The following is a 23,395-nucleotide window of genomic DNA, read 5'->3' as shown; positions in this document are numbered from 1 at the left end:
TCGATCTTATGTGGATTCGGAATAAACTCCATCATCATTTCCTCCAAAAAAAGGCACGGGCGGCGGGCGCATTGCCAACCGCCCGTGCAGAATGTTCGGACTTTGTTATTTAACGGATACGAATTGTCTTGATTTCATACGGCTTTACCGTAAAGGTAATCTTGCCGTCTTTGACTTCAACCGGCTCGCCGTCGGGCTGTTCCAGACAGTTGCAGCTTTCTGCCGCATGGAAGGGAAGGTTCCAGTCCAGGGTGACATTTGTCAGGCTGTTCTCGCACTCATACATACGCACAATGGCACCATCGCCATCCTCGGCGCGTTTGATGGTTTCCAGCACCACATTGGGTGCATCCAGTCCGGCAAGGCTGAAGCTTTCGCCCGGCTTTCCGCCCTGCACAGCCAACGCGGGCTGGTTCAGGAAGAACGCCTGCGGCACCGTGCCGGCTGCCTGCCATTTTTCGGCGTGCGGATAAATGGCGTATGTGAAATGGTGAACTTCCTGATCCGTGGTAGGATTCGGCTCAATGCCGGACTTAATCAGGGTCAGCCCAATCACAGAATCCTTGACGGAATGACCGTACTTGCAGTCGTTCAGCATACTGACGCCGTAATGTCCTTCGCTCAGGTCCATCCACTTCTGACCGCAGCTTTCAAAGCGTGCGCGATCCCAGCTGGTGTTGGCGTGCGTCTTGCGGGTCAGGTTGCCGTACTGGATTTCAAACGTAGCTTCGTCAGTATGGACATTTACCGGGAAGTGAACCTTCAGCAGGCTCTGGTGTTCGTGCCAGTCCACGGTTGTAACAAACTCAATCCGGCGCTGCTTTGCATAGAAATGGATATCCTGCACCAGGGTGGAGTTGCTGTAATTGCGTTCGATGTGCAGTGTGGCGCGCACGGGACCGTTCTCCGTCCATGTGAAGTCCTGCAGGTCGGTGACATCCCAGAACTTTTCGGTATAGAAAATATCGATATCCCAGTTGTCATAATAGATGGGCTTATCCTCATATACGCGGAAGAGGTTGCCTGCCTGACCGGGCTTGAGCACTTCGCGGCGGTTCTCTTTGTCAAAGATGCCGGTCATCTGACCGTGTTCATCAAAGGTGACAGTATAGAACGGGGTGTCGATCTTATGTCCGTCAGCAGCAATCTCGAAGGGCGCAGCCGATGCCTGTGCCGGTACGACCGCAAACGTTTTGCTGCCCTTGGCAGGCAGGTTGTTCAGGAACGCCACGGCACCATCGGCTGTTTTTTGTACGGGATAGATATTGCCGGCTTCGTCCTGCAAAGCCTCTGCCTTGCAATCACCCAGTTCAACCACATCGCTGCGGACAAAGCCGGTAGTGTTGTACACGGTAATGCCTTCCCCGGCGGGGGTCAGTGCATCCAGGCGCTCCTCGCGCAGTGCCGTGATTTCGGCTTCCATCTCGGCATACTCTTTTTTGGTGACTTCGTATACTTCGTGGATGGAGGAACCGGGCAGAATATCATGGAACTGATTGATGAGGATTCCATGCCACAGCTTGTCGATTTCTGCCTCTGGGTATGCGACCTTGGCTTGTGCCAGCAGGCTGAGCAGTTCCAAGTCCATCATGTGCAGCTCAATCTTACGGTTGGAACGCTTGTTGCGCGCCATGGAGGTGTATGTGCCGCGGTGATACTCAAAGTAGAGTTCACCTTCCCATGTGGGCAGGCGGCGGTTGTCCTTCACACGCTCAGCCAGCTCATCAAAGTAGGTGCGTGCAAATGCCTGACGCACTTTGGGCAGTCCCTCGATGCCCTTTTCCATACGGGTGGAGGTTTCCAGCATGGCGCGGGTCGGACCGCCGCCGCCGTCACCGTAACCGTAGGAAATCAGGATATCATTGTTGATGTCCTTCTGCTGGTAGCGGTGCCAGCCGCCGATCAGCGCATCGGGATGCAGGATGCCGTTGTAAGTCGTGAAGAAGTCGTTCTCGCTCTGACCGACCCCTAGCGTTGTAACAAGGTGGGTCAGGATTTCGGTGCCGTCAATGCCGCGCCACTTAAAGGTGTCGTAAGGCATTTTGTTGAACTGGTTCCACGCCAGCTTTGTGGTCATGAAATAATCAATGCCGCACTTTGCCATGATCTGCGGCAGTGCGCCCGAATAGCCGAATACGTCCGGCAGCCAGAGGATGCGGTTGTCCACACCGAACTCTTCCTTGAAGAAACGCTTGCCGTACAGGAACTGGCGCACCAGACTTTCTCCGCTGGTCAGGTTGCAGTCTGCTTCAACCCACATACCGCCTTCGGGTTCCCAGCGTCCCTCTGTCACGCGCTGTTTGATCTGCTCATACAGCTCGGGGTAGCGCTGCTTCAGGAAGTAATACAGCTGCGGCTGGCTGGACATAAACTTGTAGTTGGGGTATTCGTCCATCAGTTTCAGCACAGTTGCAAAACTGCGGCACACTTTTTCCCGGGTCTGAGCAACAGTCCACCACCACGCCACGTCAATGTGCGTGTGACCAATGCAGCTTGCAATGACTTCCTCATGACCGGCAAGGTCGGTATAAAGTGCTTTTGCCAGATACCGGCGGGCAGCAGCAATGCTTTGATAGAAACTCTCGTTATAAGGTGTGCGCAGGTCGATCAGATTGACAGCCTCGTTCAGCACGTTTTCCAGATCGCGGCGGGCTTTGCCGTCCTCTTCCAACCGGGGAAAAGCCTCCAGCGGCACAACCATATCGTAGTAAAGACCCTCAATTTCGGGGTCGATTTCCCGCAGGTCTACAATCAGGTTGAATTCGGTATGCAGGATTCCGGTGTAGGACTGCAATTCCAGACGGTACTTTTGACCGCCCTTGGCGCAGCGGTCCAGCAGGATGTCGCGGTGGTTCATATCCACGCCCTGTGTCACCTTGCCGTCCACAAACAGCAGGAACTGCGGGTTTTTGGCATCGTCCCACTCATCAATCTGGGTGCAGACGTGCATCCACAGCGGTTTTCCGTCCATTTCCTGCGGCACAGCCACATCCGCGCGGAACCAGTAATGCTTGTCCGGTCCGTACCAATGCATGGTGCGGCTGTCAAAGGGTTCAAACGGTGCAGGGTCTGCATCGGCATCTTCCGGGCGCAGGAAGTTGCCCGGCTTTATGAGCCAGTCGCTCGTTTCAAACTTCTGTTTTACAGAAAGCTTTTTCAGCTCATTGCAGATACCTGTGACGCGCTTGTCAAGAAAATCAATGGTGCGCATAGGTCTTTCCTTTCCCTCATAACGAGGCTTCCAGCAATTCAAAGCTGGCTGTTTTTTGCATTTTTGTTTGCGTTAGTGGAACGTATCTACACCGAAATCGTGGTATCAGCAAAATGTTATCCTGTGGCATCTCTTTGCCCCTTTAACATCAGAAAGAGTTCTTCTTGATATAGTCCAATACACGATCCACCGTGGTGAACGCCAGACCGGTCACGGTATCGGCACAGCCGTAGTACATGGCAATACGACCGGTTGCGGCATCCGTCAGGGTGGCGCAGGGGAAGGTTACGTTCGGCACATCGCCCACACACTCATACAGCTCATGAGGAGCCAGCAGGTAATCCTTGCCGCGATATTTTACCTTCCACGGCTCGTCAATATCCAGCAGAGCAGCACCAATGCGGTATACATAGCCGTTGCAGGTGTTGATAACACCATGGTAAATCAGCAGCCAGCCCTCATCGGTTTCAATGGGGATGGGGCCGGGGCCAATTTTCATGCTCTGCCATGCAGATTCATCGCCTTTTACAGCACCCATCATAAAGCGGTGGCGTCCCCAGTAAATCATATCTTCGCTCTGGCTGACAAAAATATCGCCGAAGGGGGTATGCCCGGTATCGCTCGGGCGGCTCATCATCATGTAGCGCCCCTGAATCTTGCGCGGGAAAAGGACACCGTTACGGTTGTACGGCAGGAAGGCATTTTCCAGCTGGTGGAATGTCTTGAAGTCATCCGTCCACGCAATGCCGATGGTGGGTCCGTGGTAGCCGTTGCACCAGGTCACATAGTATTTGCCGTCCATATAGCATACACGGGGGTCATAGCGGTATTCACGGGTTGTGACCTCCGGGTCGTCCCCTACCAGATGAATCGGGGTATCCTCAATATCCCAGTGCAGACCGTCCTTGCTGAAGCCTGCGAAAATATCCATGCTGATGGACAGGCTGTCGCAGCGGAATACGCCGGCAAAGCCATCCTTGAAAGGCACAACGGCGCTGTTGAACACGCTGTTGGAACGGGCGTTGCCGTCACGACCGATGATGGGGTTTGCATCATAGCGCCAGAAAGGGGTGCGGGTGTTTGCAGGCGGTTCCTGCCACGGAATATTGGGCAGTGCGCTGCCGATGATTTTAGCCATACTTGATTCTCCTTGTGTACTTAAAATAAATCGGGAGCGGGAACTCAGCGTCCCGCTCCCGAAGGTTTCCCTGCCTGCAGGGATAGTATTTGGATTTTTAAAGATTACTTATTGGTAGCCATGAAAGCGTCAACCTGGCTCTGTGCCTCAGCAACGATCTTGTCAAAGCCGGCAGCGCGCAGTTCTTGCATCATCTGGGGAACCATGACTTCGGGATCAGCCGTACCGGTCAGCAGCTCGCCCTTGTAACGCTCTGCAATCTGGATGCAGTTTGCCAGTTCATCAGCGATGGAGGTGGTGTCGAGAGTGAAACCAAGCAGGACAGAAGGCTCAGCCTTTTCGTTCAGCTCTTTAACTTCGTCGAACTGGTTGAAATCGAAATCGTCGGTCGGGGTGATAGCGAAGAAGCTGCCCTGGGTGTAACCGGCCATAGACCAATCCGCGTTGTTCTTATGGACGAAGGTTTTGCTGTCATCGGTGTAATCCCAGTTGTCGCCCTGAACGCCGTAGTAGAACAGGTCACGGACGTAGGTGTCGGTGTTTACCAGCTGCAGGAATTGCAGTGCTTTTTCGGGATAGGCGCAGTTAGCGGAGATGCAGTTCATAGAGCCGCGGACAGTTTCATTGGAAACGATGGTCGGACCCCACTTCTGGGTAACGCACTCAACGCCGAGCTGCGGCCCCCAGGAAGTGATTGCCGCACCGGACCAGCCCTGTGCAATGGAGCAAGCCTTGTAGTTTGCATCTTCGGGACGGGTTGCAGCGTCAGAGTTGATGATACCTTCGTTGTACCACTCATGGAAGGTTTTCAGAATCTGCTTCATGTCATCCTGCTCAACAGTAGCAACAACCTTACCCTCGCTGTCATCATAGCGCACACCCAGGGGATACAGACCGGCGCCAAGCTGGTCATACATATAGGACTGGTAGCCGCCGCCGTTTTTGTTCAGAGGGAAGGAAGCCTCGCCGTCAGTGTCCTTGATAGCCTTCAGGGGCGCAGTCAGTTCATCCAGGTCGGTGATGCCCAGCTCCTTGGTATAGTCATAGCCGGCAGCCTCGACCTTTGCCTTATCCCAGACAACGTACTCGCTCTGAGAAGAATCCTTGTAGGTAGGCACACCATAAACACGTCCGCCCACTTCGCAGGCTTTCCAATAATCTTCCGGAACGGAAGCGTACAGTTCAGGAGCCGCTTCCTTGACCATATCGGTGATATCCAGGAAAGCACCGGTATTGACGTCGTTGTTATAGGTGTTGACGTTGGTGAACAGGATGTCGTATTCACCGCTGGTGTTCACAATAACATTGCGGCGGGTGTCCCAGTCGCCCCAGGAGATAACCTCCATGTCGATGTTGACGCCGATCTTATCTTCCAGATACGGGTTAATCTGTGCCAGCCATGCATCGTAGTTAGAAGGCATGCCAGAACCAACGGCCACCCATTTCAGGGTGACGACGTCCTTGGAGGGAGCAGCCGTAGAGGTGCTGCTGCCATCGGTGCCGGTGGAGGCAGAAGAGGAACTGCCGCCGCAGGCTGCCATGCTGAGGGCCATGGAACCGGCCATGCCCAGCGCAAGCACTTTGTTGAACTTTTTCATCTGTTTTTCTCCTTTGCTTGTGTAAAGTTGTGTATCTTCATTCCCCTTATAGGGGAACAGAACCAAATGTGGTGGGAAAATTGAATGGGCTTATTTGTTAGCATCGATGTTCTTATACAGTGTTTTTCTTTTTCAGAGTCTTTCTCTTAGCCCTTAACCGCACCAACCGTCAGATCGGAAATAAAGTACTTCTGGAAGAACGGATACGCGCACGCAATGGGAATGACGATAATGATTGCGATTGCCATACGAACGGATTCGGACGGCATCGAGTTACGGTACTGCTGCAGACTCAGACCTGCGCTGGGGTTATTGGCGATGTACTCCAGGTTCTTCATCATGTTGTTCAGCAGTGCCTGCAAGGATACCAGCTTGGAATCCGAAATATACAGGGCAGACTGGAACCAGTCATTCCAGTAGCCAAACGTCAGGAACAGTGCAATGGTGGCAAATACTGGCTTGGAGATGGGCACCACAATACGCCAGAAAATTTTCATCTGGGATGCGCCGTCAATCTTTGCCGACTCAATGATGGAATCCGGTACCGTTGTTCGGAAGAAGGTCTTGCAGATAATAACATTGAAGCTGCTCATCGCCAGCGGCAGAATCAGACACCAGATGGTGTTGTTCAAACGCAGCATATTGGCAACAACCACATAGTTTGCAACCATGCCGCCATTGAAAATCATCGGGATGAACACCATCCAAGTGAAGAAGCCTTTGAGTTTATAGTTCGGGCGGGAAAGCACATAGCCAATCATTGTGGTCAGCAGCACACCCAGCACCGTACCCATAACCGTGACCACCACGGAAATTATGAGTGAATTAAAAATCGTTCCGCGTTCATTCCAAAGGAACGTGTACGCCGCCGTGGAATATGTATCCGGGAAAAGCCTGTACCCGTACTTTGTGATAGAATCCGTGGAGGAAACGGAAATCATAAAGACGTAGAACACCGGAAACAGACAGACGAAGGAAAGCAGTACAAACAGAATGTTAAAGCAGGCATTCGTTGTTGGCTTAATCTGGTTTAAGCGGAACTTCGCACGAGCTTCCTCTTTTTCCAGCTTTTTTTCTTCGGCCTTTATCTTATGCTTTTCTGCCAGAGTCATTTGTGTGTTCTCCCTTCATCAAATAATCGCGCTTTCTTCATCAATCTTGGAAACGATGAAGTTGGCAACCAGAACGGTCGCGCAGCAGCATGCAGCCTGGAACAAACCTGCGGCAGCAGTTCTGCCGATTGTCACATTGCTCTGCAAAGCCTGGTAGACATAGGTGTCAAATGTGCTGGCAACGTTGTACAGTGAGTTGGGAACACCCTGCGTAACCTGATAGAACAAGCCGAAATCGGAATAGAAGATGTGGCCGACATTCAGAATGAACATCATAACGATGATGGGTTTCAGTGCCGGCAGTGTAATATATTTGGTCTGCTGCCACTTGGTCGCGCCGTCCAGCGTTGCCGCCTCGTACAGCGTACTGTCAATGCCGGTAATACTTGCAAGGTAGACAACCATATTATAGCCCATGGATTTCCAGACCTGCATGAAAGTCAAAATCAGCGGCCACCATTTTGGCTGAGAATACCACATGATTTTATCGCCGCCAAGAGCCTGAATAATGGTGTTCATCAGACCTTTGTCAGGGTTCAGAAAAGCGTAGACAAAGTAGCTGACAACAACCCACGAAAGGAAGTGCGGGAAGAACATCATCGTCTGGTATGCTTTAGAAGCAATGCGGCTGTAAATCTGATTGATAAGCACAGCCAATGTAACCGGAATTACAATGTTCAATACGATAAATAAGATGTTATATAACAGCGTATTGCGCAGCAGCATGGCAAAGGTGTTGCTGGTAAGGAAAAATTTGAAGTTGTCAAACCCTGCCCAGTCGCTGTGGAACAAGCTGTAAAGGAAGCTCTTTCCCGGAGTGATCTTGAAGTTTTTGAATGCGATAATCAGACCGAACATGGGCAGGTAGCAAAAGACTGCGTACCAGATGGCTGCCGGAAGCCCCAGCAATGTCAGCTCCGTGTCATCACGCGTCCAACGTTTGCGGCGTGGCTTCGTTGAAGCTGAAACTGCCGACTTATCCTTTTTCATAGAATGTGCCCCTTTCTTTCGGCGAACCAATTGTTAACAACTGTCAACAGTTCATGTTAACTCACCGTTAGCTTTACAGTCAACTTTTGTTGTCATTTATTAACCCAATATTAACATTTGCTTTTGTGTCTGTCAATCGTCGTTTTGCACAAATTGCGCATCGTTTTATTGTATTCGTGTATTTTAACGGATTTTACCCTATCTTTCTGTGCATAATAGCCAACATTTTCAACATTGAGCATTAGCAAAAGTTAACATTTAGTGTTGCCTTTCTCTTGTGATTGTGCTATACTTTCTATAAACTAAAAAAATGGAGGGTTTCTTTCATGAGCAAACCAACCATGCAGGATATTGCCGATGCTCTTTCTGTTTCCAGAATCACCGTATGGAAAGCGTTAAGCAACCGTCCCGGCGTTTCGGATTCTATGCGTGCCCAAATCCATCAAAAAGCCACCGAGATGGGCTATTTCCACACTCCCTCTCAGGATACCACTGCGACCGTCTCTGCTCAACTGCCTCCCCACTCACGCACTGTGGCGGTAGCCGTGTGCCGACCGGAGTCCTCTCTATTCTGGATGCAAATCATCCATCAGATTGCCAAGGATCTTTCCAAGCATAATGTCAACCTCATGTACACCTATCTCCCCACAAATTACAAAGCGGGCTATGTGTTGCCGGAGCCTTTGACAAACGGTACAGTAGATGGTGTCATTGTACTGAACACGTATTCTGCGCCCTTGCTGCGGCTGTTATCCTCTTTACCTATACCAAAGGTTTTTCTGGACACGGTTCCCTCTGTCCCCTATAACCAGTTACATGGGGATCTGCTCATTATTGAGGGTCGTGATCTTATCCGGCAGATTACAAACAGTCTGCTTCTTCATGGATGCCGAAAGCTCAGCTTCATAGGCGATGTGGAATACGCCCAGACAAACAAAGACCGTTACGAGGGATTTCTGGATGCACTGCATGAGCATGGGATCATTCCAAACCCCAGTCTTTACCTTACCGGGTCATTGGGTCTTCGCACCCATTATGAGGAAATCAGTCGCTTTCTGGACTTCCTGCCAACCATGCCGGACGGTATCGTCTGTGCCAGCGACTATATTGCTCATTTCATCCAGCGTTATCTTGAAGAAAAAGGGATAGACCCTGAAGGACGTATCGTACTGACGGGCTTTGACAACAACAGCGAATATTTGAACGTTGCCGACCGTATTACAACAGTCGATGTAAAGCCGAAAACCATCGGTTCTCGCTTGGCCGCCAAGATTCTTTTTGTGATAGAACACCCGAAAGCGGCGCCCGAAGTCAGTTACGTTTCTTCCGAAGTGCTTTACCGCGGCGTGCTGGCATCCGATTCAAAAGCTTCAAAGCCTGCCGAGTCTATTCTATAAAGCAATCAGCTACATGGTTTTTTCGCCAAATAAATAGCAGGACATCCGCGGTTTTGAGGTGATCCCAAAAAGTCAGGGTCATATTTTGAAGTAAAAATTGTTCAAGCAGCCGAAAGGGTTTGTTGTCTGTGAATTGCAGGCGGCAAGCCCTTTTGTTTTGCCCTGATTCTGCGGTTGTTGTAGTAATCCAGATATTCGACGAGTTCCTATTTGAAGTGCTCCATGGACTGAAATTTTTCCAGATATATAAGCAGATTGATATATGCCTACCGGCTGGCAGCTCTTGTCAGCCCCTGCATAGTCCGCAGAGAAGTATCCTGTGTAATATATAAAGTAATCTTCTTGTTTGTACAAAGTTTTTCCAACGGGTGCAGAAATAATGCCGCGCTTGCCATAATCTGTCCCCCCATGCAGAGCGTGTCCGGACAGAATGCTTCGATCTGCGGCTGCAATGCATCGCACAGCTGTTCACCAAAGCACCGGAAACAGGCTTTGGCCCGTTCGTCCCCGGCGGCGATGCGTTCAGCAAGCGCACGACCATCCAGCGGCACACCCAGCATCTCGCCGGACAGCTTTTCCAGCCCCCGCCGGGAAATATAGTCGTCTACGCAGCTGTCCCGAAACGGTGCATTATAAAAATATCCGTTTGGCGGCACACCGGGTGTACCTTCTTCAGCCAGAAATCCGTTCACCCCAAATGCACTGCCGCAGCCGGTTCCCACTGCTACAAACAGAGCTCGCCCGGCTTGCGTCGCCTGACCAAAGGTCATTTCCCCCAACGCAAAGGCCGCTGCATCATTGATAAATTGAATCCTTTGCTCCGGCAAGCCGCTGATTTCGGAGAATGCTCGGCGCAGATTGCAGCCGTACAGTGCATCGTATTTGTCCAGTCCTTGTAAAAGGCAGATGCCGTTTTTATAGTCAAACGGTCCCGGAAACGCAAGATCAATTTCAATGGGAACAGCATTTTCCGGGCAGATACTGCTAAAAATCCAACCAAAGTTTTCAAGCAACGTTTGCCTGTCCGCGCCGGCCATTGCCGGGAAATGGCGGACAGGCGCCAGAAAATTTCCTCTTTTATCCAGAGGCGCAGCCTTGATTTCCGTACCGCCCACATCCAGACACAGATATACTTCCTGCATTTTATCGCCCCCGGTTGATTTCAATATTAAAGCTGCTCCGGCTTGCCGGATAATAACTTTCGCTGTATTCCACCGCAGTGCCGTTCTGACCGTAGCCGGTCGAAACAATATAGACTGTCGGTTCAAAAGGCGACAGTTTAAGCTCTGCCGCGACCTCTGCCGGGGGCATGCGCACATCCAGTCGCTGAGAGGTTCGCATGACGGTCAGCCCACGGCTGTCCAGCATTTCGTAAAAGGATGCATCCGTAAAGTTTTGTTCATCCATTTCCGGGAAAAGGCGTACCGGCACATACACCGTTGTATACACAATGGGGCAACCGTTATACATACCTTCCAGCCAGCGCAGCCGAACCATCCGGGTCACGCGTTCCCCCTCGGCAAGACCCAGTGCTTTGGCGGCAAGCTTGCCCGGTTTTTCTTTTTGCAGTGCCAGCACGCTGGTGTGCAGGTGGTTGTGCCGTTCCCGGCTTTCTTCCTGATAGCCGATCACGAACCGCGTGGATTCGTGCTGTATTTTTGGTTCTGTCACATAGGTGCCGCTTCCCTTGACCCTTGTCAGGCGTCCTTCCTGTTCAAGCAGGTTCAGCGCCTGACGAACCGTGGGGCGGCTTACCCCCATAGAAACAGACAGCTCGTTTTCTGTGGGAATGCGGGTGTTCGGCGGGTATTCCCCATTCTGTATCCGATCCCTTAACTGCTGTACAATCTGAAGATATCGCGGCTGCGGCATACTATATCTAACCTCCCTGCTGATGTGCTGTTTCCGGCGTTCTCCGCGCAAAAATATTGTCACAGCGCAGATTTATACCACACAGAACTTCTGAATCAAGTATACCATGCAGACGGCAACTTGTAAAGATGTAATTACTAATTTTAATTTTATTCAGAAATGTATTGACATTTGTCCCGCTTCCGTGTATGTTGATTATATCGTACAAAATATCCGAAAGCAGGTGCCTTTTATGCCGAATCCCTCTACTTACCCTTACCGGCGCTTCCCCACCATACAGGTCGGTGCCGCCGACCATGCTGCACGGGGAACCGATGCCGTAAAACAGGAACTGCACGCCCTGTGTGCAGGCAGCAGCAAAACCGTTGTGACGGTTGAATGCTACCCCGGTACCGATCAAGCGGAGATCCTTGCACTGTTCCCGCATGCCGAGCTTGTCATCCATGCAGATGATCTGGCAATCCTGCCCGCTGAGCTGGATGCAAAAATCGAACACGAACTGACGGACGACCCTGTGTTCGGCATCATGACCACCTGGCAGATGAAAAATTTTTACCCGGAAGAAGCACTGTGTGCCGCCCGGGGAAAAATTGATGCCGTAACGGATGGTCTGGTACTGGTTTACGGTGTCGGTGCCTCTCTTGTGGAACGTGCAGACATCACCATCTATGCGGACATTACGCGGTGGGAAATTCAGCTCCGTTTCCGCAAAGGGCAGGACAACTGGCATACAGCCATGCATGACCTGCCGCAGCGCGCAAAATATAAGCGCGGCTATTTTGCCGAATGGCGCTGGGGCGACCGGATCAAGGACAAACTGCTGCCGGTTTTTGACTATTATCTCGATACCACATCAGCCGGCAACCCTGCCATTGTGCCGGGTACCGCTTACCGTGATGCACTATCCAAAGCTGCGGCACAGCCGTTCCGCATGGTGCCTTACTTTGACCCGGGCGTTTGGGGCGGCGACTGGATGAAAACGCATTTTGACCTGCCCGAAAACGGCAGCAACTATGCTTGGAGCTTTGACGGCGTTCCGGAGGAAAACAGCCTGCTGCTGGATTTCGGTTCCTGTGTTGTGGAAACGCCGGCGCTCAACCTTGTCTATGCGCACCCGCGTGAGCTTCTGGGTGACCGTGTTCATGCACGCTTCGGCAAGGAATTTCCCATTCGTTTTGATATGCTGGACACCATGCACGGGCAGAACCTTTCGCTTCAGGTTCACCCCCTGACCGAATACATCCAGAGCCATTTCCATATGCACTATACACAGGATGAGAGCTACTATCTTCTGGATGCTGCCGGCGAAGCCCCTTGCGTCTATCTGGGCATTAAAGCCGGTACAAAGCCGGAAGAAATGATCGACGCCCTGCAGACGGCCCAGAACGGCGGCAAGCCTTTCCCGGCAGAAAAATTTGTCAACAAGATTCCCGTCAAGAAGCATGACCATGTGCTGATTCCGGCCGGCACTGTGCATTGTTCCGGTGCAGATACCATGGTGCTGGAAATCAGCGCTACACCCTATATTTTCACATTCAAGCTGTGGGACTGGGGTCGTGTTGACCTTGACGGCAAACCGCGCCCCATCCACCTTGAACATGGTGCAGCCAACATCCAATGGTACCGTAATACCGAATGGGTTCACAGAAACCTTGTCAACGCAGTGGCAGAAGTTTATACCGGCGAAAACGGAACGGTTGTGCGCACCGGTCTGCATGAACGGGAGTTTCTGGACACATTCCGCTTTACAACATCTTCTGCCCTGCCGGTACATCGCAACGGCAGTGTGCATATGCTGAACCTGGTTGATGGTACGCGGGCGGTTCTGCGCAGCAAAAGCGATGCGTTCCCTCCTCTGGAGCTGCACTATGCCGAAACCTGCATTGTTCCTCAGGCAGCCGGCGATTATGAAATTTACAGCCCGGACGGCAGCGAGGTCAAGGTCATTCTTGCCTGTGTTCGCAACTGAGTTATCCTATATGCTGCTGGCTGCCAATCAGGACAGCGGCTGCATCACCTGCTTCCGCAGGGATGAAAAGACGGGACGCCTGGAACCGGAAAAAGCGGGAATCTCCTGCCCTGTACCGGTATGCATTGTGGCACATCCGGTGTAGAATCGCCGACATTTTATCAATCTCAAAAGTCTGTGGCTTTGTATAATCACCGTCTCCCTGCGTAGAAGTGCTTTCTCGCAGCATGGTTCGGCTTTTCTCCTTGGCCTCCGCCCACGCCTTTTTCAGCGCAGCTTTCGGGATTTCCCCGGTTGCATTGCTTCTCGGCATATGCGCGGTTGGCTTTTCTTTAATATCTTTCATGGCATCACCCCACGTCATAAATTATTCAAATTGAATTTCAAAATCGTTCAAACAGCTTTTAAATTCTACACACAAGTCGCCGCTATAATAAGTCTTGTAATCAAAACAAACGCGGGAAGCATCCCGCACACCACTGCGCCTTAGACCATGCCAGAGCAATCGCTCGGTCAAGGCCAGACAACAAATTGGGCTAAAGGGCCATTACATATAAAAAAGCAATGCTGTATCTTCCGATTCTGGACGATACAGCATTTTCTTTGCAATTATGAAAAGATGTTGCTATAATAGAATCATCTCTTTGAAACGCGAGGTTTCTCCCATGAATTTATATATCAGTGCCGCCGAGTATGACTACCACACCCTGCTGAAAGTGGCCGAGATGGCAGGGCTTGCCGGAATCATCGGCTTTCATGAAGCTGGGGACGGCTATCTGGTGACCTTCCCGCAGGGGGAAAATGTTCAGGCTCTGATAGATGACTATAAGGGACGGCTGCGGGATTTGGAAAACAATATTTGGCAGCATTAAAATAGGTCTATAAATTTGAAAAATGAAAGGGGCGAACAAACTCCGTAATGAAAAAATATCCATGTCCTTGTTGTGGATTTCTTACCTACAATGTCCCGGCAGATGAAGATTGTGGGTATATTTGTCCCGTTTGCTTTTGGGAGAATGACCCGTTCATCACTTCTGATAACGAGCCAAGCGACTCCAATCATGGAATAACACTAAAAGAAGCAAAATCCAATTTCTTGCAATTCGGTGCTTGTGTAAAAGAAATGCTACGCTATGTTCGACCACCGAGAGATGACGAAAAGGAAATATCATAGCGTCGAATTCAAGTTTGTAGCACCCCTTCGGACCGCTTCGGCGGTCCTCTATTTTTATAATGCAAAGATTTACTCCTTTTTCTCGGACGGGTTGGTCGACATCAGTTTATAGAGCTTTGTATCCTTCGGGAAGGAATTTGTGAAAGGTACGATATTGCCCGCGCAGCGAATCAGCCCGCAGCCCGCGGGAACATTGGTGACGTAGCCAAGCTGGTTGTCGGAGATGTTCAGCAGCTTCGCCAGTTCCGCGCGGTCGGTGGCGCTCTGGTTCAGCATTACCAAAAATTCCGAGTTTGCCAGCATCAGGCGGGCGGTGTCGGAGCGCAGCAGTTCGTCCACATTCTGCGTCAGCCCGGTCACAAGTCCGTTGTACTTGCGGATGCGCTTCCACAGCTTGTAGAAGAAATTGGCGCTGTACTCGTAGCGGAACAAAAATACCGATAGGTCAGACTCTTTCGAGCCTTTCGCCCCGGTCCACACCGTGCAAGCAGCTTTCACTGCACACGGCGTTCCATGGGATAAGTTTTTCATTGTTAATGCAGTCACTTTCAAAGTAAGGATTATATATATTTTTTATTGCTGCGGGACAACTTTGAACACTATGCTGGCAGACAGGAATGATAGCTGAACACGCATACGGATTTTTTGATATAGGAATCAGTTTCAATTCTTCAATACAGATTTCATACATCACGGGTTGCTATGCGGCATAGAAAGTAGAATCATCACGCAACAAAATGTTGCTAAAATGCGCATTGCCTTGTATAATATGGATATAACTTATTTGAAAGGTGGGCTGGACATATGAAGTATATTTTGATGCACCGTGAAACTGTCGTTGCCGTGCTGAGCGTCAATGACATCAGCGGCACGGTATACCGTGTAGACGATGTGCTGCAACCTGCTCACCTGCCGATTGGACTATACGCCCCCGACCACAAGGAGCTTGCCAAGAATCTGAATCTTTGGTTGGCCGGACGTACCATCCCTGCCAGCCGTTCGGGATTTCACCGTGCGCTGGAGGATTTGCAGGTTCAGAAGAAGTTACAGCTGTCCGCCAGCACTTTGATGATGAAGTGCTTTGCACTAAGCCTGTCCGATCAATACTGGCTCAATCCTGCAGAACAGCCACTGGAATGGAGCAAGGTCAATTTCTATAATAATGATTTTTCGGAAGATGTCGGCAACATTCTGTTTGGGCAGATTCCGCAGCAGGACAGCATTGACCTTGCCTCCCCCTGCAACACCTCGGACGGCTGGCTGAAAAAGAAATGGAAGATTCTGAACTGCCAGCGTGTGTTGGTAAAGGGCGGTAGCGGCATGGCCCAGCAGGAGCCGTTCAACGAGGTTGTCGCTTCCCTGCTCTGCCGCAAGCTGGGCATCCCGCATGTGGAATACAGCCTGCTGTTTGAGGGGGACAAGCCCTATTCCGTTTGCCCGAATATGACAACCGACCGGCAGGACTTTGTCAGCGCCTACTATATCTTTTCGGCTTTCCCCCGCGCGGACGGTGTGAGCGCCTACGACCATTTCCTCGCTTGCTGTGAAAAGCTGGGTATCCCGGATGTGCCCGAGCGGTTGCAACAGATGATGATTCTGGATTATCTGATTTGTAATCAGGATCGTCACTTCGGCAATTTTGGCGCTATCCGTGACGCAGTAACGCTGGAATGGGTCGGTTTCGCACCGATTTTTGACAGCGGCACGAGCCTTTGGTTCGACCAGTACGCCTCCAAAATCGACGCACTGGCCGATGCCCCCGCCAAACCGTTCGCTGCCACACAGCAGGCACAGCTTGCCCTTGCAAGAGATGGATTGCCAGCGCTGAATCTTGCTGCGCTGGATGATTGTAAAGATGAGGTTCTTGCAATTTTTGAACAAGCGCATTTCGGTGAGCCAAACCGTGCCAACATCTTGGTTGATGCTCTGGCAGTGCGCTGTAAAATCTTGCAAGCGAAGCAATAACTTTGAAATAAAAACAGCCTTTCCCTATGCTTTCTTGGAAGCACGCGGGAAAGGCTGTTTTTGTTATGGCGCTCACACAGTCTGCAAGATTTTCTCTAAGGCATTTTTATAGGCCATGTTCTGCTCCTTCGTTCGTTTGGAAGCCCCTTTAGGGTGCTTTCCGGCACGAAGGAGCTTTTTGTTTTCGTGGCGGCGGAACAACAGACTATCAATATTTTCGGATGTGTACTCTAAGCCGTTCTGGTTCAGCACACGGGCGCAGCGCGCCAGACACATACTTGCCAGCCCGTAATCCTGCGTAATTACAAGGTCGCCGGGGTGTACGCGGTTCACCAGTGCAAAATCTACGCTGTCGGCACCCTTGTCAAAGGTCAAGGTTTGCGCTCCGTCGCGTTGGATTTGGTGGGCTGTATCACATAGAATCAGCACAGGTACTTTGTATTTTGCGGCTGTCTGTATAGTCAGATCCACCACCGGGCAGCCATCAGCATCTATTAAAATCGTCACTTTATTGTTTTCCTTCCATAACCCAGGCAAATGCCTTCGCTGTCCGTAGGTCGGCATCCTTGAAGTGGCCGCCTGCGTTCCATTCCAGTTTGCAGTCTTTTCCGCGCTGGGTCAGGGCGCTGTGCAGGGCGCGGATGTTGTCACCTACTGATGCCATAGTCTGGTTTTTGGTGTGCTCCTCGCGATCGCCAAGGCTGAGATAAACGCGCCGGGTCTGAATAGGGTGCGCCGCTTCGTATTCCAGCCAGCCGGGAAACCACACGGACGGCGAAGCCGCCGCCGTGCCATACAGCGCGTTCGTTTGTGTTGCCGCCCACAGAGCAAACAGTCCAGCCAGTGAGTAGCCGCCTAAAATAACCTTACAATCTTCCTTTATAGAATACTGTTGGCTAATGCCCGGCACAGCCTGCTCCAGCCATGCAAGCGTATCCTCCGCCCTGCCGCCAAAACCTTGCTTGCCCCACACGGGCGGTGCAGGCCACGGAGATAAGTCATCGTTCCAGTTCTCTACTTGGACAGCGGCCAGCAAAAATAGATGCGCGGTTTGCCGACGTATAGCTTCAACTTCCCGCTCCATCCCTGCAAGGTCATGTTCATCCACCATTTGCAGCAGCAGGTATTCGGCGCTGGCAGTGCCGTAGATGCGGCAGGTTCTGTTTTGTATCTGCAATAATTGGTTATCCATAAAATCGATGATTCCTTTTCTTTGCTTTCTTTTGCATTATAATGCCTATACGCCAAAGAATCAAGATTGCGCCAGATGCACTGCCTTGAAAGTTTTTTGCCGCACTCGCATTACATCTGCACAACATCCGCACAGTGATTGTATATACGTGTATAATCTCGTATGTTACAATTAGTATGTTCAAAATAGGGTTCAGCCAAAAAGGTTGGACATTTTCACACAGAGTCGTACCTGACTTTTTCAGGCACGGCTCTTTTTGTTTTGGGCATTTTCTGATTTTGGGAGGTTTTGCAGATGACCGTAATACGTCCGCCTTGACGCAATGATTACGCAATAAAAAGTCGAATACGCAAAAGGACGTAATGATTGCGTATTAGTTGCCTGTGGCTATGCTGTTGGCAGTGCTTAATACGTCTTTATGCGTTCCTTATGCGCAATAAGGATGGTGATTGTATTGAAAAACCGCGCAGCGATTTATCAGCGGGAAGCCGCTGAAATGCTGCATAACATTTCGCTGTATCCCGGTCTGACCGAAGAACAGCTTTGCCGGTTCTTTCCCGAAAAAGAGGCAACGGCAAAGACCTTACTCGCCCACATGCTGAAAGAGGGGCGCGTTTACCGTGCCGAAAATTGCCGCTACTACGCAAATCAAGAAGCACGAAACAATGCAGACAAGGACTTATCCCGCTGCGTCTGGGTTCTGCTCGACTTCATCGATCAGGTGGAATACCACACAGTTGCAGAATTTCCGGCAGCTATTCTCTGTTTTGCAAATGGAGAGCTGTATGAAATCGTGCCTATCCCGCAGGGCAAAGAGACTATGATTTGCCAGCTGCTGCACAAGCCACAGAAAGATGCCGGCAAGCGCATCGTGGTCGTAGAGGATACCTCCCAGATTGAGTTGCTGGACATTCCGCAAGTGGCCGGGTTCTGCACCGTGGCCGAAGACGGCACTGTCAGCTACTACAAAAAGGAGGCTGCGCTTGAATCCTGACGTACTTTTGAATCGTATCCGCTTGGAACAGCGCGGGCTCATCGACATTCACAAAAAGCTGTACGAAATGGAGCATCTGCTGCCTGCGCCTGACCCGATGCAGTTTGCCAAAACCGCCGAGAGTGCAGCGCTTCTCAGCGAGAAAAGCACGGCACATCTGCGCAATATGTTCTTTTCCGTGTCCAACGAACCGCCCATTTACTACTATCCCAAGGCGGCCGAAGTACAGGGCATCCGTGTATGGGCGGCTGACAACTATTTGCGTGTGCTGCTCCCCGCGCTGCTGCCGGACAAAAAGAAGCGGGACGGCTGCAAGTTTCTTTTGCTGCCGCTTCAGGCTGCACTGGTGCAAAGCGGACCGCTTCCCCGCTTCTCTGACTGTGTGATTTGCGTGGAGCATATCTACGACCACAATCTTCCAATCACATCCGTGCGGGATTATGACAATCTTGAACTCAAGGCAGTTATAGATGTCATTGCTACATTCTGCCTGGCGGACGATACCGGGGCGCTGTGCGATTCTTTCCAGACGACCCGGTTTGGATATTCGTCCTCTACCGTGATTACCGTAATGCCGAAAAACTGCTTTTCGGCATGGCTGAGCACCCCAAAATCGGCTGAGACCCGACCTCCACTTTTTCCGAAAAATTCATAAAAATCAGATACCTGTGCCTGAAAATGACTTTTCCGCGTTGTTGTAAGCTGTTTCACACACAAGACGGCGGCAACTTTCGCCGGAGTCAAAGAAGGCACGGTTAAATTCCGAGGTGATTTCTATTTCTTCTGCCTTTCCTGTCCTGCCCGCGCAAGACAGCCTCTATTATGAACTTTTGGCGCTCACAGCCATCTGCGGCGAGGTTCCTTGTGCGTGTGCTGACCGCCTTACCTCCAGCAAAAGTTATCGCAAAAAAGTCGTGACGAGCCTGACACACGACAAGCTCCTGCGCATCTTCTCCAAAGATCATCTTCGCGGCTACCGGCTCGGCATCCGTGGCAAACGTCTTTTGCGGGAACGAGCGCCGGAGCGATTTCAGTTCTATCTGTCAGGCCGCACCGACACCAACTCCATCAAATCATCCCCTGCCCGCCGTCTGCGGCTGCATCGTATCGCGCAAACCTATGTCACGATGCTGAATGCAGGCACGATGATTTATCGAGATGAAAAGCCGCCTGTATTTGTGCCGGGTGGCAGCAGTCCTTGCCGCATTGAAGCCCCTGTTTTTTATGATTCCCGCGAGATGAAAGAACTGGGCCTTGAAATGGTAAAGGTTCACGGCTCCCGTATGGCAGGCTCGCTGCTGACCCCATCCCGCACCTTTGCTGTGTTCAACGGCATGGATGCTGTTCCGGTCTTTGACACGCAAATCGAACAGCGGGGAAAAATCATGCTGCAAAATATCCGCTATACGCGGAATGGTGTGAGCCACACGCCGGACGGCATCCTGCTGTCTGACCAGTGGGCAGTTATGACTACCCTGCTGGAAGATGCAAAGACCTACAAGAAAGAACACTTCCTTTTTGGCGAGGGCTACGAACATTTCTACTTTCTCACCAATGACTACCACGGCGAGACGCTGCTGTGGCTGCTCTGTCATCCAGATATAATCGGACAACTAAACGCCATGCTGCTGCGAGAGCTTCAGCCGCCTTGCCGTAACGCTTACATCGAGAACGACGCTCGTACAGATGCAGGCGCGCCGATTTTATTCTGCTATCTGCCGGATCTGCCGCGCTTGTTCCGATTCCTGTCTGCCTTGGAACTGCTGCAAATGAAAGGTGCCATCCTCTGCTTTGATTTTCAGGCAGACGCGCTGCGGCCACTTTGCGGTGATAGGGTCGAGTTGCAGACCATCGACTTTGCCGCGTTCGAGAGGAGGTTTCTGACTTTGCCATGAAACGTTCCTCAAAAAGATTGCAGATTTTGTTGGCAGTCACGCTGCTGCTCTATGCCTGCGGCTACTTGACGCAGTTCATCGGCAACTATGCCGTCTGGCAGAAAAACGGCGGTATGCCGGGCGGTACTTCTCCGCCGTTCCCCTCTTTGTCGCCGCCGGACTGTCTTAAAGGCATTTTATGGTTCCCCTACAACCTTTACTGCATAGCAGGCTGCGCAGCCACAGTCGCCGCGATTTTCCTGTATCGAAAGCTGTTCAGTCAAGATGCCTTAACGGATTCCGAGCGTAACTTCGATTTTTCCGCAAAAGGCACTTACGGCACATCCGGCTGGATGCAGCCGCGAGAAATTCCTGCTGTGCTGGATATGGTTTCCGACCTATCCCAGCATACAGGCACCGTGTTGGGGATGCTCGACGGAAAGTTTCTCTGCATCCCGGAGAAAACCCGTATGAACGGCAACCTCGCCGTCTACGGTGCCAGTGGCTCGATGAAAACCCGCTCGTTCTGCATGAATCGTATCCTGCAAAGCGCCGTCCGCGGAGAGTCGCTGATTATCTGTGACCCCAAATCAGAACTTTACGAAAAATCCAGCGAATATATGCGAGATTTAGGGTATACCGTGCGCGTATTCAACCTCGTCAGCCCCGAAAACTCCGACTCGTGGAACTGTCTGAAAGAAATTGAGGGTCAGGAACTGATGGCGCAGCTTTTCGTGGATGTCATCATCAAGAACACCAACGGCACCGGCAAAAGTGACCGCTTCTGGGATTCGGGAGAGATGAACTTGCTGAAAGCGCTGGTCTTGTACGTTGACCTCACCTACCCGCCGGAGCAGCGGACCATCGGTGAGGTGTACAACCTTATCACGCAATGCAGCGAAAGTCAGTTGGACAGCCTGTTTGATGTTCTGCCGCTGACGCATCCTGCCAAAGCACCGTACAGCCTGTATCAACGGGCATCGGACTCTGTACGCAGCGGGGTCATCAGCGGTTTGGGCAGCCGATTACAGGTATTTCAGTCTGACTTAATTAAGAAAATCACTGCGTATGACGAAATCAGCCTTGAACTGCCGGGGCAGCAGCCCTGCGCGTACTATCTCGTCACCAGCGATCAGGACAGTACCTTTGATTTTCTTGCATCGTTGTTCCTGTCTTTTGCCTTTATCAAACTTGTCCGCTATGCCGATGCCAACTGCCCCGGCGGGCGGCTCCCCGTGCCGGTCCATGTGCTGGGCGAGGAGCTGACCGCCTGCGGTACGATCTCCGAGTTATCCCGGCGCATCAGCGTCATTCGCTCCCGCAATATCTCTATGTCCTGCGTGTTCCAGAATCTTGCCGGACTGCAAAACCGCTACCCACAGAACCAGTGGCAGGAAATTCTCGGCAACTGCGATGTGCAGCTTTTTCTCGGCTGTACGGATCAGCTGACCGCCGAGTACGTCTCTCAGCGCACCGGCATTGCCAGTGTAGCGGTGTCCAGTACTTCCAAGGCACTAAACACCCTGCGCGTTTCCGACTATACGCCGCAGTACCGCGAAAGCAGTGGTGTCGGCAAACGGCCGGTGCTGACCCCGGACGAAGTGCTGCGTCTGCCGGTTGATGAAGCGCTGGTAATTCTGCGTGGCCACAAAGTTCTGAAAGTCCACAAGATGGACTACTCTCTGCACCCCGCTTACAAGCAGCTGCGGGAGTGTAAGGCATCCGCCCATATCCCGGAGTGGCGGAAAGCCTTACCGGAAACATCCGAAGTTCCTCCGGCGGAAACATCTAAGTCATCCCCCAAGGCACCGCCTAAACGCCGTGGCCGTCCTGCCAAATCAAAAGCAGTGGTTGCCATCGACAAAGAATCCATCATAACAAAACCTGAAAACGAAAAGGAGATTTCTCATGGAAATGAACAATGATATTTTTACCCCCGATCTGCCGATTCCCGAACCTGTTGGTTTTGAGGATGCACCTATCCCTGCCCCCGCTGAAGAAGAAAAGCCCGTCGAGACTCCCCCGCCCCGCCGCAGACGCAAAGCAGATGCCTCGGTGCTGACCATTGAAAGCGGTGACGAAATCGAAACCGAGGATGCCCGCGAAGCCGCCGCATGGCATGAGATCCACAACGCCTACCGCACACGGCGCATCCTCTCCGCACCGTTGGGCGGCATTGAGCAGACCGACAGCGGCAAAACGATTGCCGTTGTGGACTACAACGGTTTCCGCATTGCCATTCCGCTGAAGGAAATGATGGTCGCCCCCACCGCTGCCAACAGCACCGACAGCATGGCCGTCCGCCAGATGAAGCTGCTGGGCAATATGCTGGGCGCGGAAATCGATTTTGTCATCCTCGGCATTGACTCCAAAAGCCGCAGTGTGGTCGCCAGCCGTCGCGAAGCCATGATGCGCAAACGCCAGCTTTTCTATTTCAGCCCCGATGCCAACGGTGAGTACCGCGTCCGGGAGGGGCGCGTGGTACAGGCCCGCGTCATTGCTGTTGCCGACAAGTCTATCCGTGTCGAGATTTTCGGTGTGGAGTGTTCTATCATGGCGCGGGATCTTGCATGGGATTGGATTGGTGATGCCCATGACCGTTTTGCTGTAGGCGACCAAATTCTTGTCCGCGTGACCGAGGTGAACAAAACCTCGCAGGAGGAATTGTCCGTCCATGCCGATGTAAAGAGCGTCACAGAGAACACCAGCCGCGAGGCCCTGAAGCGCTGCCGCGTGCAGAGTAAATACGCTGGCCGCGTCACCGATGTACATAAGGGCATACCGCTTACCGCAGTTGCTACTCGCATGAGCGCCCCGCCCAACCACGTTTCGGCGTGGATCAGCCGTGCTGTCCACAAATTGCGAAACGATGAATCTTTTCTCTCATCTCTACACGAAAATTAAAATTT

Annotated in this window: 20 protein-coding genes and 2 pseudogenes; 10 read left to right on the top strand and 12 right to left on the bottom strand. The window is 51.7% G+C overall.

Annotation, left to right across the window (positions count from 1 at the left end; genetic code table 11):
• Window positions 1-109: 109 nt before the first annotated feature.
• The 5 genes from OGM81_11450 to OGM81_11430 all read right to left on the bottom strand — a co-directional run bounded on the left by OGM81_11450 (window position 110) and on the right by OGM81_11430 (window position 8,049).
• Complete coding sequence (locus OGM81_11450) at window positions 110-3,202, bottom strand: alpha-mannosidase (GenBank protein UYJ45002.1); 3,093 nt, start codon at window positions 3,200-3,202, stop codon at window positions 110-112.
• Window positions 3,203-3,359: 157 nt separating this feature from the next.
• A complete protein-coding gene (locus tag OGM81_11445; GenBank protein ID UYJ42942.1) occupies window positions 3,360-4,349 on the bottom strand; it encodes a glycoside hydrolase family 130 protein in 990 nt (329 codons plus the stop codon).
• Between the two features lie 104 nt (window positions 4,350-4,453).
• Window positions 4,454-5,947 carry an ABC transporter substrate-binding protein gene (locus OGM81_11440; GenBank protein UYJ42941.1) on the bottom strand — a complete coding sequence of 498 codons (1,494 nt, stop codon included), beginning with the start codon at window positions 5,945-5,947 and terminating at the stop codon, window positions 4,454-4,456.
• A gap of 146 nt (window positions 5,948-6,093) precedes the next feature.
• Entirely contained in the window at window positions 6,094-7,059 is a 966-nt protein-coding gene (locus OGM81_11435) for a carbohydrate ABC transporter permease (GenBank protein ID UYJ42940.1), read from the bottom strand.
• Window positions 7,060-7,077: 18 nt separating this feature from the next.
• A complete protein-coding gene (locus OGM81_11430; GenBank protein ID UYJ42939.1) occupies window positions 7,078-8,049 on the bottom strand; it encodes an ABC transporter permease subunit in 972 nt (323 codons plus the stop codon).
• 326 nt (window positions 8,050-8,375) lie between these two features.
• Here OGM81_11430 and OGM81_11425 point away from each other — a divergent pair, with 326 nt between their 5' ends.
• A complete protein-coding gene (locus OGM81_11425) occupies window positions 8,376-9,446 on the top strand; it encodes a LacI family DNA-binding transcriptional regulator (protein ID UYJ42938.1) in 1,071 nt (356 codons plus the stop codon).
• Window positions 9,447-9,547: 101 nt separating this feature from the next.
• Here the strand turns inward: OGM81_11425 and OGM81_11420 are convergent.
• The 3 genes and pseudogenes from OGM81_11420 to OGM81_11410 form a co-directional block, all read right to left on the bottom strand.
• Window positions 9,548-9,697, bottom strand: a pseudogene (locus OGM81_11420) (integrase core domain-containing protein).
• A 15-nt stretch (window positions 9,698-9,712) separates the two neighbouring features.
• Window positions 9,713-10,588: an ROK family protein gene (locus OGM81_11415; GenBank protein UYJ42937.1), complete on the bottom strand. Its 876-nt coding sequence runs from the start codon at window positions 10,586-10,588 to the stop codon at window positions 9,713-9,715.
• Between the two features lies 1 nt (window position 10,589).
• On the bottom strand, window positions 10,590-11,318 hold the full coding sequence (locus OGM81_11410) for a GntR family transcriptional regulator (GenBank protein UYJ42936.1): 729 nt from the start codon (window positions 11,316-11,318) through the stop codon (window positions 10,590-10,592).
• 232 nt (window positions 11,319-11,550) lie between these two features.
• Here OGM81_11410 and OGM81_11405 point away from each other — a divergent pair, with 232 nt between their 5' ends.
• Entirely contained in the window at window positions 11,551-13,287 is a 1,737-nt protein-coding gene (locus OGM81_11405; GenBank protein UYJ42935.1) for a class I mannose-6-phosphate isomerase, read from the top strand.
• Window position 13,288: 1 nt separating this feature from the next.
• Here OGM81_11405 and OGM81_11400 read toward each other — a convergent pair whose 3' ends face one another.
• Entirely contained in the window at window positions 13,289-13,633 is a 345-nt protein-coding gene (locus OGM81_11400) for a hypothetical protein (GenBank protein ID UYJ42934.1), read from the bottom strand.
• Window positions 13,634-13,952: 319 nt separating this feature from the next.
• Here OGM81_11400 and OGM81_11395 point away from each other — a divergent pair, with 319 nt between their 5' ends.
• Together OGM81_11395 and OGM81_11390 are read left to right on the top strand one after the other, a co-directional pair.
• A complete protein-coding gene (locus OGM81_11395) occupies window positions 13,953-14,159 on the top strand; it encodes a hypothetical protein (GenBank protein UYJ42933.1) in 207 nt (68 codons plus the stop codon).
• A 47-nt stretch (window positions 14,160-14,206) separates the two neighbouring features.
• Entirely contained in the window at window positions 14,207-14,461 is a 255-nt protein-coding gene (locus tag OGM81_11390; protein ID UYJ42932.1) for a CPCC family cysteine-rich protein, read from the top strand.
• Window positions 14,462-14,530: 69 nt separating this feature from the next.
• Here the strand turns inward: OGM81_11390 and OGM81_11385 are convergent.
• Window positions 14,531-14,893 (bottom strand): annotated as a pseudogene (locus tag OGM81_11385) (TraE family protein).
• A gap of 372 nt (window positions 14,894-15,265) precedes the next feature.
• On the opposite strand from OGM81_11385, the gene OGM81_11380 reads away from it, so the two are divergent.
• Entirely contained in the window at window positions 15,266-16,426 is a 1,161-nt protein-coding gene (locus tag OGM81_11380) for a HipA domain-containing protein (protein ID UYJ42931.1), read from the top strand.
• Between the two features lie 72 nt (window positions 16,427-16,498).
• Here OGM81_11380 and OGM81_11375 read toward each other — a convergent pair whose 3' ends face one another.
• Together OGM81_11375 and OGM81_11370 are read right to left on the bottom strand one after the other, a co-directional pair.
• Entirely contained in the window at window positions 16,499-16,933 is a 435-nt protein-coding gene (locus tag OGM81_11375; GenBank protein UYJ42930.1) for a DUF188 domain-containing protein, read from the bottom strand.
• A gap of 1 nt (window position 16,934) precedes the next feature.
• Entirely contained in the window at window positions 16,935-17,618 is a 684-nt protein-coding gene (locus OGM81_11370; GenBank protein UYJ42929.1) for an alpha/beta hydrolase-fold protein, read from the bottom strand.
• 454 nt (window positions 17,619-18,072) lie between these two features.
• Between OGM81_11370 and OGM81_11365 the strand changes: the two genes are divergently transcribed.
• The 5 genes from OGM81_11365 (at window position 18,073) to OGM81_11345 (ending at window position 23,390) form a co-directional block, all read left to right on the top strand.
• Window positions 18,073-18,612, top strand: coding sequence for a DUF5697 family protein (locus OGM81_11365; protein UYJ42928.1), 540 nt, complete (start codon window positions 18,073-18,075; stop codon window positions 18,610-18,612).
• Window positions 18,602-19,267 carry a DUF6100 family protein gene (locus OGM81_11360; GenBank protein ID UYJ42927.1) on the top strand — a complete coding sequence of 222 codons (666 nt, stop codon included), beginning with the start codon at window positions 18,602-18,604 and terminating at the stop codon, window positions 19,265-19,267. The genes OGM81_11365 and OGM81_11360 overlap by 11 nt, the downstream gene beginning before the upstream one ends.
• Before the next feature lie 112 nt (window positions 19,268-19,379).
• Window positions 19,380-20,507 (top strand): hypothetical protein, encoded by a 1,128-nt coding sequence (locus OGM81_11355; protein ID UYJ42926.1) that lies wholly within the window; start codon window positions 19,380-19,382, stop codon window positions 20,505-20,507.
• Complete coding sequence (locus OGM81_11350) at window positions 20,504-22,411, top strand: type IV secretory system conjugative DNA transfer family protein (protein UYJ42925.1); 1,908 nt, start codon at window positions 20,504-20,506, stop codon at window positions 22,409-22,411. The genes OGM81_11355 and OGM81_11350 overlap by 4 nt, the downstream gene beginning before the upstream one ends.
• Complete coding sequence (locus OGM81_11345; GenBank protein ID UYJ42924.1) at window positions 22,395-23,390, top strand: S1 RNA-binding domain-containing protein; 996 nt, start codon at window positions 22,395-22,397, stop codon at window positions 23,388-23,390. Before OGM81_11350 ends, OGM81_11345 begins: the two co-directional genes overlap by 17 nt.
• Window positions 23,391-23,395 lie beyond the last annotated feature (5 nt).

The organism is Oscillospiraceae bacterium (assembly GCA_025758045.1).
Lineage (GTDB): Bacteria > Bacillota > Clostridia > Oscillospirales > Ruminococcaceae > Gemmiger.
The sequence above is the reverse complement of the archived record's forward strand: the minus strand, read 5'-3'. Positions and strand labels throughout refer to the sequence as shown.

Excerpts from the sequence above, each read along its gene's own strand:
- OGM81_11445 (UYJ42942.1), bottom strand. The coding sequence starts at position 4,349 with ATGGCTAAAATCATCGGCAGCGCACTGCCCAATATTCCGTGGCAGGAA.
- OGM81_11440 (UYJ42941.1), bottom strand. The coding sequence starts at position 5,947 with ATGAAAAAGTTCAACAAAGTGCTTGCGCTGGGCATGGCCGGTTCCATG.
- OGM81_11435 (UYJ42940.1), bottom strand. The coding sequence starts at position 7,059 with ATGACTCTGGCAGAAAAGCATAAGATAAAGGCCGAAGAAAAAAAGCTG.
- OGM81_11430 (UYJ42939.1), bottom strand. The coding sequence starts at position 8,049 with ATGAAAAAGGATAAGTCGGCAGTTTCAGCTTCAACGAAGCCACGCCGC.
- OGM81_11425 (UYJ42938.1), top strand. The coding sequence starts at position 8,376 with ATGAGCAAACCAACCATGCAGGATATTGCCGATGCTCTTTCTGTTTCC.
- OGM81_11415 (UYJ42937.1), bottom strand. The coding sequence starts at position 10,588 with ATGCAGGAAGTATATCTGTGTCTGGATGTGGGCGGTACGGAAATCAAG.
- OGM81_11410 (UYJ42936.1), bottom strand. The coding sequence starts at position 11,318 with ATGCCGCAGCCGCGATATCTTCAGATTGTACAGCAGTTAAGGGATCGG.
- OGM81_11405 (UYJ42935.1), top strand. The coding sequence starts at position 11,551 with ATGCCGAATCCCTCTACTTACCCTTACCGGCGCTTCCCCACCATACAG.
- OGM81_11400 (UYJ42934.1), bottom strand. The coding sequence starts at position 13,633 with ATGAAAGATATTAAAGAAAAGCCAACCGCGCATATGCCGAGAAGCAAT.
- OGM81_11395 (UYJ42933.1), top strand. The coding sequence starts at position 13,953 with ATGAATTTATATATCAGTGCCGCCGAGTATGACTACCACACCCTGCTG.
- OGM81_11390 (UYJ42932.1), top strand. The coding sequence starts at position 14,207 with ATGAAAAAATATCCATGTCCTTGTTGTGGATTTCTTACCTACAATGTC.
- OGM81_11380 (UYJ42931.1), top strand. The coding sequence starts at position 15,266 with ATGAAGTATATTTTGATGCACCGTGAAACTGTCGTTGCCGTGCTGAGC.
- OGM81_11370 (UYJ42929.1), bottom strand. The coding sequence starts at position 17,618 with ATGGATAACCAATTATTGCAGATACAAAACAGAACCTGCCGCATCTAC.
- OGM81_11350 (UYJ42925.1), top strand. The coding sequence starts at position 20,504 with ATGAAACGTTCCTCAAAAAGATTGCAGATTTTGTTGGCAGTCACGCTG.
- OGM81_11345 (UYJ42924.1), top strand. The coding sequence starts at position 22,395 with ATGGAAATGAACAATGATATTTTTACCCCCGATCTGCCGATTCCCGAA.